At 68.4% G+C, this 11,660-nt stretch carries 7 protein-coding genes; 1 reads left to right on the top strand and 6 read right to left on the bottom strand.

Annotated elements, in window-relative coordinates:
• Positions 1–61 precede the first annotated feature (61 nt).
• The 6 genes from GR130_RS20795 to GR130_RS20770 all read right to left on the bottom strand — a co-directional run bounded on the left by GR130_RS20795 (position 62) and on the right by GR130_RS20770 (position 10,144).
• Positions 62–3,241, bottom strand: coding sequence for a type I polyketide synthase (locus GR130_RS20795; RefSeq protein ID WP_443043634.1), 3,180 nt, complete (start codon positions 3,239–3,241; stop codon positions 62–64).
• A 5-nt stretch (positions 3,242–3,246) separates the two neighbouring features.
• Positions 3,247–3,450 (bottom strand): DUF5988 family protein, encoded by a 204-nt coding sequence (locus GR130_RS20790; RefSeq protein ID WP_159506105.1) that lies wholly within the window; start codon positions 3,448–3,450, stop codon positions 3,247–3,249.
• A gap of 617 nt (positions 3,451–4,067) precedes the next feature.
• Positions 4,068–4,370 (bottom strand): hypothetical protein, encoded by a 303-nt coding sequence (locus tag GR130_RS20785; protein ID WP_159506104.1) that lies wholly within the window; start codon positions 4,368–4,370, stop codon positions 4,068–4,070.
• Complete coding sequence (locus tag GR130_RS20780) at positions 4,367–4,804, bottom strand: hypothetical protein (protein ID WP_159506103.1); 438 nt, start codon at positions 4,802–4,804, stop codon at positions 4,367–4,369. Before GR130_RS20780 ends, GR130_RS20785 begins: the two co-directional genes overlap by 4 nt.
• A 221-nt stretch (positions 4,805–5,025) precedes the next feature.
• On the bottom strand, positions 5,026–6,261 hold the full coding sequence (locus GR130_RS20775; RefSeq protein ID WP_159506102.1) for a hypothetical protein: 1,236 nt from the start codon (positions 6,259–6,261) through the stop codon (positions 5,026–5,028).
• A gap of 13 nt (positions 6,262–6,274) precedes the next feature.
• Positions 6,275–10,144, bottom strand: coding sequence for a CHAT domain-containing protein (locus GR130_RS20770; RefSeq protein WP_159506101.1), 3,870 nt, complete (start codon positions 10,142–10,144; stop codon positions 6,275–6,277).
• 757 nt (positions 10,145–10,901) lie between these two features.
• On the opposite strand from GR130_RS20770, the gene GR130_RS20765 reads away from it, so the two are divergent.
• Positions 10,902–11,639 carry a helix-turn-helix domain-containing protein gene (locus GR130_RS20765; protein ID WP_159506100.1) on the top strand — a complete coding sequence of 246 codons (738 nt, stop codon included), beginning with the start codon at positions 10,902–10,904 and terminating at the stop codon, positions 11,637–11,639.
• Positions 11,640–11,660 lie beyond the last annotated feature (21 nt).

Below are 11,660 nucleotides of genomic sequence, written 5' to 3'. Positions count from 1 at the left end.
GATGCGCTGCCCCTTCGGCAGTGGATCCGTTCGGCGGACAGGGTCGGGGAAGTTCCAGAGATCAGGGGTCTGCTTCTTCTCCGGCCAGCCGGAGCAGACTCGCCTCGTCCATCGTCTCGATGGCTTCCAGCGAGTCGGGCCGCGACGGCGCCCGGCCGGCGGGCGCCTGCCCGTTCGGTCCGGTCAGCTCCCCCTGCAGGTAACGGGCCAGAGCGGTGGGAGTGGGGTGCTCGTACACGGCGGCGGACGGCAGTCTCAGCCCGGTCTCCGTACTCAGCCGACGGCTCAACGCGACACCGGTGACCGAGGTGAGGCCGATCTCCCGGAAGGCGCGGCCAGGCGGTACGTCTGCGGGGTCCTCGTAGCCGAGAAGTGCGGCGACGTGTTCCCGGACGAGGCCCAGCAGCACAAACTCACGTTCCCGTTCCGGCACCGAGCCGAGCCGTCCGAGCAGTGGTGCCTGCTCCTTTGGCAGCGCGTCTGGCGTCGGGGCAGGTGAAGCGGTCGCGCCGGACGGATCTCGCGCGTCCGAGAGGTGCTCCGGCGGATCGGGAAGGTAACAAGTGCGCTGGAAGGCGTAGGTGGGCAGTGCTGTTCTGCGCGCCCCCGTCCCGGCGAACACCGCGCTGAAATCCGCCTCCGCGCCGTGCGTCCATGCCTCGGCCAGCGCCGTCAGCATCCGGGCGCCGCCGCCCTCGCCCCGGTGCAGCGTCCCAAGTACCGCGATGTCAACGCCCGCGGCGCCGGCGGTGTCCTGAATCCCCGCGGCGAGCAGTGGGTGGGGACTGACCTCGACGAAGACGCGATAGCCGTCGTCCAGCTGCCTGCGTACGGTCTGCTCGAAGCGAACCGGGCGCCGCAGGTTCTCGTACCAGTAAGCGGCGTCCAGCACGGTGGTGCCCAAGGGCGCTGCGGACACGGTGGAGTAGAAGGGGACGCGCGGCGGCCGCGGCTCCAGCGGATCCAGGTCGTCGAGTATCCGCTCCCGTACCTCCGCGACCTGGGAGGAGTGCGATGCGTAGTCCACGGCGATCCGGTGCACGCGCACACCATGCGCCCGGCACCGGTCGGCCAGGGCATCGACGGCGTCCGGGTCACCGCAGACCACGGAACTGTCCGGACCGTTGACGGCAGCAAGCGACAACCTGCCCTCCCACGGGGCGAGTTGCGGCACGACCTCCTCCTCGGCCAGGTTGACCGAGAGCATGGCCCCGCGACCTGCGAGTGCCAGCAGCGCCTTGCTGCGCAGCGCCACGGCCCGCGCGGCATCCGGCACCGACAGCGCGCCCGCGACACACGCGGCGGCGATCTCGCCCTGGGAGTGTCCGCACACGGCCGCCGGCTCCACGCCGTAGTCCCGCCACAGCCCGGCCAGCGACACCATCACCGCGCACAGCACCGGCTGCACGACGTCCACCCTGTCGAGCCAGGGTGCGCCGTCGGCACCGCGCAGCACATTGAGAAGCGACCAGTCGACGTAGGGGGCCAGGGCCGCGTCCCACTCTTCGACGTACCGGTGGAAGGCCGTTGAGCAAGAGAGAAGTTCCGCAGCCATGCCGGTCCACTGCGAGCCCTGTCCGGGGAAGAGGAACAGCGGGCCAGGGCCTGCACTGGCCGTGCCCCTGATCAGGCTCGCCGCGGGTCTGCCAGCGGCCAGCGCCCGGGTGCCGGACAGCAGTTCGTCCCGGTCCCGGCCGGTGACGACGGCGCGGTGTTCGAAGGCGGTACGTGTGGTGGCCAGAGAGAAGGCGATGTCGGCTGCGTCCACCCCCGGGACCTGGCCGACGTGGTCCAGCAGCCGCTGGGCCTGGGCACGCAGGGCGGTGTCCGACCGGGCCGAGACCACCCAGGGAAAGCGCCCGACGGCCATCGGCCGTGTGCCACCGGGCGCCGTGAACGCAACCTCGGACACCGGCGCCGGAGCCTGCTCGAGGATGGCGTGGACATTCGTGCCGCTGATCCCGAAGGACGACACACCAGCCCGACGGGGCCGTCCGGTTTCCGGCCAGGCACGGGCCCGATCCAGCACGCGCACCGCGGCGGACGACCAGTCCACCCGGCGGGTGGGTTCCTCCACGTACAGAGTGCGCGGCAGCACCCCGTGCTGCAGCGCCAGCACCGCCTTGATCACACCGGTGACGCCCGAAGCGGCCTGCGTGTGACCGATGTTCGGCTTGACTGACCCCAGCCACAGCGGCTGCCCGTCCGTCCGGTTCTGCCCATACGCCTCCTGAAGCGCCCGCGCCTCGATCTCGTCCCCTCGCCTGGTCCCGGTACCGTGCGCCTCCACCATGTCGATCTCACCAGGAGCGAGACCGGCTGCGGCCAACGCCCGCTGGATGACGAGCCGTTGCGCGACGCCATTGGGAGCGCGCAGTCCGTCGCTCGCACCGTCCTGGTTGACCGCGGTAGAACGGACCACGGCCAGGATCCGCCGCCCGCGGCTTCGCGCATCCGACAGCCGCTCCAGGACCAGGACGCCCGCGCCCTCGCCGAGAGCCGTACCGTCAGCCGTGGCCGAGAACGCCTTGACGCGCTCGTCCGCGGTCAACACCCCCTGTCTGCCGAGCTCCAGCAGGACGCCGGGAGTCGACAGCACGGTGACGCCGCCGACGAGGGCGAGTTCGCAGTCGCCCGAGCGCAGCGCCTGGCAGGCGAGATGCAGTGCCACCAGCGAGGACGAGCAAGCCGTGTCCACCGAGATCGCGGGCCCCTGGAGGCCCAGCGTGTAGGCGACCCGTCCCGAGACGACACTGCCGCCGGTGCCCGTGTAGAAGAACTCGTCGTACTTCTCCATGCCGCCGGGGGCACGCATGAGCCGGGCGGCCGCGTACTCCCCGTAGATAACCCCAGTGAACACACCGGTAGCCGTCCCGCGCAGCGACCTTGGATCGATCTCCGCGCGCTCCAGCGCCTCCCAGGAGACCTCCAGCATCAGCCGCTGCTGCGGGTCCATGGCCACCGCCTCGCGCGGGGGTATCCCGAAGAATCCGGCGTCGAACTCCCCTGTGCGGTCCAGGAATCCGCCACGTTGTGTGGGGACGGTGCCTCGGTGGTCGGGGTCGGGATGGAACAGCCTGACCAGGTCCCAGCCGCGGTCGTCGGGAAACCCGCACAGGGCGTCCTTCTCATCACACAGCAGTTGCCAGAATTCCTCAGGCGACCGCACGCCGCCAGGCAGACGGCAACCGATTCCGACGATGGCGATCGGCACCTCATGCGAAACCGGCATGCCCGTCACCTGGCCTACTCGGCGATGGCCGTGCTGTAGCTCCAGCGGAAGACCGGCACGTCATGGCCCTCCACCCGCGCCTTCTCGCCCGTCAGCTCGAAATGCTCATGCCGTCCGTAATAGGCCACCACCACCCGGTCTACGGGCATCTCGATATCCAGCTGCTGGACCCGCCCAAGCCCCAAGGGCCCGCCCTCAACCACGACTGTGAGCACCACACACCCATTCCTTCACCACCGTCTACCGAGCCCGGCACGCGCGCAGGCGCACCGTTGCACGGCAGAGACCAGCCGGCACTCCTGCTCCGCTTCCCGAAGCGCCGGACAGACCCCAGTACGCCCCCGGAATCCAGCCGGCGGAAGCCTCGCAAGACCTCGACCTTGTGAACGCGTTGAATGCTTGCGTGCTTGTGGAACCGATTGGCCGGCCTGTGACACCCCAGCAGACCCCGTCGGTGAAGGCATCATCGACAAGGAGGCCAGCGTCGCGCGCTGCCCTCCACAGAGCCAGCGCCAGCAGTCGAGAGGCCGGCAGCCAGGTGCGCCTCCGTTCGGCCGCTGCTTCAGGAGTGTGCTCACCGGCCTCATAGGCGTCCATGTCGCCTGCGGAGTAACCGATTCTGCGTTCCGTCAGCTGCCGGGCCAGTCGTTGCACGCGGGCCCAAGGGCCCTCTCCGAGGACCTCCTCGTGCTGCTGCTCCCACCCCGTGGCCATCCCGCCTCCATCGCCGCGTTCGGCCTGACGCTACGGCATCCGAAAGGACCAGGGCCCTACAGCGCGTATGACGGGCTCTTCCGTGAGAGCGCCTGCCCGTGTCACTGAGGTAGGCGTTCTTTCAGGGCGCCGCGACGACGACCAGCGATCCGTCTTCGATCCGGTGTGTCCCCCGGACCCGCAAGGGCGGGGACAGGTACACCGTCTTGTCCCCGGAGTACATCCAGTACTCGAATCTCGTCGTCAGGTTTTCCAACGTGCGGTGCTGCTGCGGGTCGGCGTCCGGCAAGGTCGGCTCCACAAAACCGTGGCCGTCACGCCGGACGCCCACTGTCTTGATGTTGCCGACGAAGTCCATCGTCCCCTTTCCGGTGATGACGACGACCCGGTCACCGTGGATCGGTCGGGTGCCGGGCCAGGTCATGCCGGCACCTCCCCGGTGAGAGCAACCTCGGCGATGGGGGTCCACGTGATGCGCGCCCCGTCGTGCCACTGCTCGACGAGATGCAACCGGTCCATAAGCACCGTCCCCGAAAGTGGCTGGCCTATGGCGGCCAGAGCCGCCTTGAGGTCGGTCGCGTCGATATCCTCGGCGCCGCTGGTGGTGTAGGCGAGGGAGATGTGCGGGTAGCGGCTCTGCGCAGACTTGAACGGCCCGAACCGCCGCTCCATCACCTGCGTGAGCGTCTCCACGATCTCCTTGAAGGGGTGGCTTGGCCAGCCGCTGATCTCCACGGCCACGTTGCCGACCGCGGGCCGGTCGTAAGTGAGGACGCAGGGAGCGCCCACGGCTGCCTTATCCACGTTGCTGAGGCCGACGGCGTGCAGCAGCGTGCAGTGGAGGTCGTCTACCTCCACTTCCTTGAGCCCTGGGCCGGACAGGGGCATTGCCTTGTTGTCGGTTCACAATTGGAATGTCCCGTGACGGCCTGGTGTTTCTCGACTGTCTCATTGAAGGACACGGCACTTCTGTCTCACGATCTTGTCCCTTGAAGCTGCCGCTGTCCGTCAGTTCATCCGCAGCTGACGGACGTCTGGTCACACGGCGTCGCCAATGTGTTCATGGACTCGGCCGCCTATCACGCGTCTGTGTCTTGACTGTGGTCGGGCCTGATCAGCGCATCGGTTGGTGCGGATCCGGCGCGCATGGCTCGGCCGATGACTGTGGCGACTTCGGGGGAATCCCAATACGCGGAATGGGTCCACAAGCCGGTGCTGGCCGAGTGCGGGACGGGGATGTCCAGCGGGCTTCTGCCGTCGTGTAGTTGGAAGACGTTGGAGGCTGCGAAAGCCAGCACGTCGAGCGGCTCCCACAGGTTGGTCCAGTGAGCGAGGGATGCGGGGAGAGCGACGCGTTGGGCTCCGCTGTACGGCTCAAGCTGTCCGCCACGAGGGTCGCAGACGTGGAAGAAGGCTGCTTGCGAGCCGAATGTGAGCAGCCTTTCAGTCCACAGTGGGCTCGTGCTTGTGGCCATGTCCACGGCGATGACTCCGCCGAGGCTGTGGGCCACCACCCGTACGGGTCGGTCTGCGGACCGGCCGAGCTCGGGGTCGACGGCGTCGATGGACGCCCGTATCCGGGTGTGAATTGCGGCCTGATGGCGCTGGTAGACGAGGACGTCCCCCAGAAAGCGTGTTGTCCCGGGGCCGAAACGGGACCTCAGCGCGTGGTTCATGCGGCCGACAGCCGCTTGGATCGCTGCTCCGGCCACGCGGTCAAGGTCGGACAGGCGTCTGCGGACGAGCGAGCGCAGTCGACCCTGAGAGTCGGTTGGCTCTGAGCTGCGCAGCTCGGCGTAGCCGAACTCGTCCTGAGGCACGTCGTCGAGCAGAGTCCGGGCGAGGTTCCGTCCGACCTCGGTCAGTAGGAAGACGTCGTCCGTGCACTGCAGCCAGGTCGTTTCGTCCCACGCTTCGGTCAGGTACTCCGCGACCTGGTCACTGTCGATGGGCGTGAAGTCGCCGTCCCTCAATCCGTCGTCGTGGTCCTCCGCTGTGGCGGTGAGGTGCTCGCGAAGCGTTTGTTCAACGTGTGTAAGGGCGTCCGGTGAGGGGGTACGTGTGTCGAACAGGTCGGCTGCCAGGGCGTCGTCTGCCGTGGTGTGCGGTGCTCCACTCATGGCGCGCAGGATGTCGGTCGGAGCGCCGCTCGGTGGGAGGGTGGCTGCGATGTGCTGGTCCTGGGCGCCGAGGTCGCCCCAGTACACCGGATGCATCTCGACGCTGGAAGCCGCCTGGAGCGCGGCGACGGCGGCGGTGAAACCCGAAGGGTCGCGGTTGGCGACGCCGTGGACGACGAAGACCGGATCAGTCACTGGGCCAGCTCCTTTATATCGGGGTGTGGGCGGCGGCAGCGGGACTGCCGTAGACGGCGTAGGCCAGCCAGGTCGGATCGCCATCCTGACCTCTGATGCTCTGGCGGGCCTGCAAGGATGCCTGGCCAAGGGGCCTTCGGTGGGTGATGAGCTGTTCGTAGAAGGCGTCCGCGAAGTCCAGCGCGGACTGGGAGCGGACCGGCCACAGCGTGCCGATGAACGCTCCGGCGCCCGCCCGCAGGAACTGCGGAGCCCACCCCAGCGTTTCGCCGAACCAGTCGATTTCCCCTGCACTGCGGCAGGCGTTGAAGAAGACCAGCGGGTGTTCAGCACGCAGGCTGCGCAGTTGTGCGGCGACGGCCAGATCGATCGGGGCGAAGGGGCCGTCAGCCATCGACACCTGTGATCCCGCGGCCGTGAATGTGTTGTGGCAGGCGAAGTGCAAGAGCCCGCCGAGGCCGACTTCTATGAGGTTGGTAAGCGCCTCGCGCCGTTTGAGCACACCGAGGTCTTCTAGTCCCGGACCGAAGCGAGCGCGCAGTGCACGGACTTCTTGAAGGGCGTGGGTGGGAGATCCTGGGGGGACGACGAATGTCATCTTTCCCAGGGCCAGCTCGCGGACTCGGTCCTGGCCGAAGACGCGTCGAACGACGGGGAGCCATTCGGCCAAGAAGCCCTGATCGTGGCCTTCGTTGAGCGGGTACAGCAGTTCCCACGGGATGACGTCGTGCTCGCCGAGGATCGTGAAGGAGGTGATGCGGCGGCTCTGTTCCCAAAACTGGTGCTGGACAGTTTGCGGGACCGCCGAGGTCCATAACTGAACGCCGTGTGCCCGCAGCCGAGAGCGAAGGAATGCCGCGTCGACTTGGCCGGCCTTCGCAGCGGCCTCCTTGAGTGCGTGGAAGATTCGGGTGGCCGCCTCGTGTGGGTGGCCGGCCTGGAAGGTCTCGGGTGCGTAGCAGGTCTCGCTCAGCAGTTGGAACGTGAAGGCCCCTGGTCCGCTTCTGAGGACCTGCAGGGTCACTTCGCCAGGGTCGAAGGCGAGTGTCTCCAGGTCGGTAGAGTGGGGCGGTCCGCCACGGGTGGTTCCACCGGCTTCCACGGAGATCTGGCAGCGCACCTCTCCGAGGAAGGTGCCCTTGCGGAACGCGCGCACCGTCACCTCGTGGAGCCCGGGCTGATTCGCTCGGATGCCGAAGTGAAGGACGTCCGAATCCTGCCTGGGCAGGACGGTCACCTCCTGCTGCAACTCGCTAGTGATGACCAGCGCCGGTGCATGGACCGTGATTAGGAGGCGAGCCCCCGTATCCGGAACGTGGAACTCGCGTAGGAGTGCACCACGGCTGCCGCCACCAGTGACGATCTGCACCTGCAGAGGCACCTCTTTGCCCGGGGCAGTGTGCTCGGCGAGTTCCGCAACGAGACGATGACGCTCGCTGTCCCCGCCCTCACGGCGATGCTGACCCCCGCGGCCCCCTGCCCGCGAGTAGACCCGGACCACTCTCCGTTCCGCCCCGGCAGACGGGTTCGAGGGGGCGGTTTCGACGGGCGGGAGGTCGTTGAGCTCGGCGTGCAGTCCTGGGGCCGGCTCAGCTTCGCATCCTGACGTCTGCGCAAGATGATGCTGCAGTCGGGGGTGACGGAACTGATAGTCCGCGCCGGTTCGGCGTAGCACGCCTCGTTGGCATGCGTCGTCGAGGAAGGCGATCAATGCCCAGGGCACTCGCCCGGTCAGGGGCAGCCAGATGCGTACTAGTGCCACCCACTGGCCCCAGGCGGTGAGACTGATCCTGTATCCGAGTCCAAGCCCGAAGGTTGCCTCAAGCGCGGCACTAATCCCGTACCCATGCCACGCCGTGAACCGGTTGACGATTCCGGCCACGAGCATGAACAGCAGTGCCCAGGAGAGCAGTTGGAAGACTGCATTCCTTCGACTGGTGTTCAAGAGATCGGTGGGGCTGGCGGCGGACCGGGTGTCATCGGGCTCTTCCAGCAGGGTCATCAGGCCAAGCAACAGCCCGGTCCCGAGCCCGACTCCGGGCACGAACACGAGCGAGCCCGCGAGCCCGCCATCCAGCCCGAGCCCCGCGACCATGACTCCCGCGAGCGCCAGCGTCAGTGCGGCCAGCAGCCCAAAGACGAGCCCTAGCCCGAACCTGGGGAGGAGCCTCCTGCGTATCTCCCGGCGTCTGCCGAAGATCGGGACGCGCAGGCGCGAGGGCTCTGCCTCTCCCGCCCCTTCCGGGTAGCCGGCCCCGTACAAGATGACGCAAGCGAGCCCGGCCGCCAGCCCGACCGCGAGCCCCCGTTCAAGCGCGGAGCCGAGCCCGTGCGATGCCGAGACAAGGTCCACGGGGATGCTCACGAGCGCGGTTGTCGTCCCGACGGCCAGCGCGGTGAGCACCCCGAGCACGAACAGGCGAGAGAACCGGTTCACGGTGGTGCCCAGTCGCCACCATTCCAGATCCGGTGTAGCGAGGCTGCTCATGTGCGTGGCGAGGTACCCGAGCCAGTGCTGGGCACGCTCGGGATCCCAGTGCCGCTGGCGGCGACGTCCCCTGCTGCGCTCGCCTGACGAGCGGCGATAGGCGGCGGGGACGACAGCGTCCAGGAGATGTTCTTCAAGGGCCTCGGGGGTTGGGAACCGGGCGGTGTCCAGGAGTTCGGAAGGGTCGCGCTCGGGGACTTCGCTGTAGAGGATGCGGGCGAGCGCGACCATCAGCGGAGTGGTCAGCACCGCGGCAAGATTGGCACCGGACCGGCTGCGCCCCCGCTTGAGCAGCTCGGCGAGCACGGGATCCCAGACATGTGAGGCGGAGCTCGCGCCGCTGGCCTTGTAGGTGGTGCGCGGCAGGTAGTGGGCCAGGTCCTCCAGAGTGAGATCGATCAGCTCGATAGCGGCGGCGCAGGTGAGCACGTCGCTCTCTGCCACGGCGGCGGCGTATTCAGCCGGGCGGCTGGTGAGCAGCAGAGGCAGAGTGGTGGTGTTGAGCTCCTCCAGAGCGCGGCGCCGCAGACCGTCGGCGATTTCATCGAAGCCGTCCAGCACCGGGAGTACGCGGTCGTCCTCGATCAACATGGCGGCCATGCTCGCTCCACCTGGGCCGGGGACAGCCAGATTGGGGTAATCGCACGCCAATTGGCCAGTCAGCCACTCTGTCAGGGTGACGGCGGCGGGGTTCCACCCGCCGATGCTGAAGATCACCGGAACAGGATCGCGACCGTCCCTCGACGCCAGGTAGCGACGGGCGAACCGCACAGCCAGAACGGACTTTCCAGAGCCGGGCCTTCCCAGTACCACCAGCCGTCCGGACGGTATCCGTCGGTATACCTCCGCAACGTCATCCAGACGACCGCTGAGGTCCATCAGGCCGGCCACACTTCCCGGCGGAAGACGGCGGATGTTAGCCCGGTCGTCGGTCAATTCGCCTGAGGCCCGCTGCCAGCGCACCGGCAGCGGGAAGGGATCCTCACCCTGCAGTAGCTCTTGCTCATGCCACCAGCGGGAAGCCACCATCCCCGCGAGCTGCTTGGCAATATCGGCCAGTGGGGCACTCGATGCCGAACCCGGCTCGCTAGGACCCGGCCGCCCCCCGGCGGGCTCGTCCCAGCGGGCGTACCCGACCTGCGCGTACCGATTCCCCGGGTCGCTGTCAGAACTTCGGCGGACGGCAGCGCTCAGCAACTCCTCGCGCTCTTCGGGGCCAAGCTCCAGCGCATCGGCCAGCAGCCGCACCGTGGTCACGCGTGGGTCGGATCGCTCGCCGGTCTCCAGGCCGCGGATGGATCGCACACCCACTCCGGAGCGCTCCGCCAGCTCCTCCTGGGTCATCCCCGCCCGGCGCCGTAGCCGCCGCAGCAACTCGCTTAACTCACTGGCCACGGTGACGGCCTTCCGCTGATGTCTAGCCCTTCCCCGGTGAGGACTTTAGCGCGGCCACCCGCCGACATATAGCCGATCTTTTGGCTACTCCCGAGGCGGGCATCAACCGCTACTAGCGGTGAAGGATCAGGCGGGAGTTCGTCTCACTGCTCTGTCCCTCAGGCCAGAAAAGGGTCACCGTCAGTAGGAAGGGGACACCGGAAATGCGAGCCTACGGCTTGTGTAGGCCCTCAATTGGAATGTCCTGTTCCGTGATGCCGGCCTGCGTGTCCTCGGTCTGTCTCATCCAGGGGCCACGGCAACGTCTCTCACGATCTTGTCCCTTTGCCGGCGTCCGCCTCGACGCGGTTCAGGTATGTCTCCAGGGCGTGCGAGGCCGGTATGTCGCTCAGGACAACCGCAACCACCTGGTCGTAGGCGTGCGCCAGCGCGAAAGGGGAGGCGTGGGGAATCGGTTCGCGGGCGACTGTTCGTCGTGCTCGGTGTGGGTGTGGCGGCGGGGTTCTCGGCAAAGGACTCGACGGGGCCCGGGGGGTCCACCGCGCAACGTGCCATCAACTCGATGAGCTCGCTGAGGCGGACGGCTTCGCCCTGGAGACGGTCCCTCCGCCTTCACGTGAACCGCCTTCTGCTGCCGGGCTGGTGACGTCTGCGGGGGCCGGGGTCGGCTTGCTCGTCGGGGTGGTGCGGGAAAGGATCGACGGGCCGTGTCGGCGCCAGTGGCCGGCGGTGTACAAGAAGGGGAAGGTGGGGCGGGGTGAGCGAGCACGGCCGACGGCGGCGTCACCGTACGGTGGACCGGGTCGCGTGGATCCTGGAGGCTGCCGCGCGGGCGCCGGGCGGGGTGACCGTGGCCGAGTTGGCGCGGACGGTCGGGGCGCCGGCGAGTTCGGTGCAGGATCTGGTCAACGGCCTTGTCGCGACGGGTTTTCTACTGGAACAGCACGGGCACTTCAGGCTGGGGCCCGCCCCGCACGTCCTCAACCTCATCGCCGGCCGGGTCGTCCCGCGGATCAGTCAGGCCGAGCTTGACGAACTGAGCCGCGTCGCGGGTACCCCGGTGCTGCTCACGGTGCGGGTCGGGCTCGACGCCGTGTACCTCGCGCGCGGCGGCGAGGACCAGATGCCCCGCCTTGTGCCGCTCGCTGACCAGCACGTCGCCCGGCCGCTGCTGCGCACCGCCGCGGGCCGTCTGCTGCTGGCCTTCACCGACGAGGCGGAGCGCCGTGGGCTGCTCGACGAGCTCGGCCGCCACGACGCCGAGGGGGTCGCCGAGTTCCGTTGCGCTCTTCCGGCGATCCGCGCGTCGCGGATCAGCCGCAGCGAGGGTCTGGCCGACACCGAGGTCAGCGCGCTCGCGATCCCCGTCACCGACGGCCCCGTCGTCACCGGCGCCCTCGCTCTGATACACCGGCGTCGCGGCCGCTCGGAGCGGCTGCGCCTGGACCGTGCCGCGGCCCGGCTCCTCGCGCACATCCAGGAGAAGCAGACGTGACGTCCGCATCAATTCACGGAT

This window comes from Streptomyces sp. GS7 (genome assembly GCF_009834125.1).
GTDB lineage: Bacteria > Actinomycetota > Actinomycetes > Streptomycetales > Streptomycetaceae > Streptomyces.
Note: the sequence above shows the minus strand (reverse complement) of the source record. Positions and strands in the feature narration are given on the sequence as shown.

Coding starts and splice junctions, on each gene's coding strand:
- GR130_RS20785 (WP_159506104.1), bottom strand. CDS start 4,370: ATGACCTGGCCCGGCACCCGACCGATCCACGGTGACCGGGTCGTCGTC.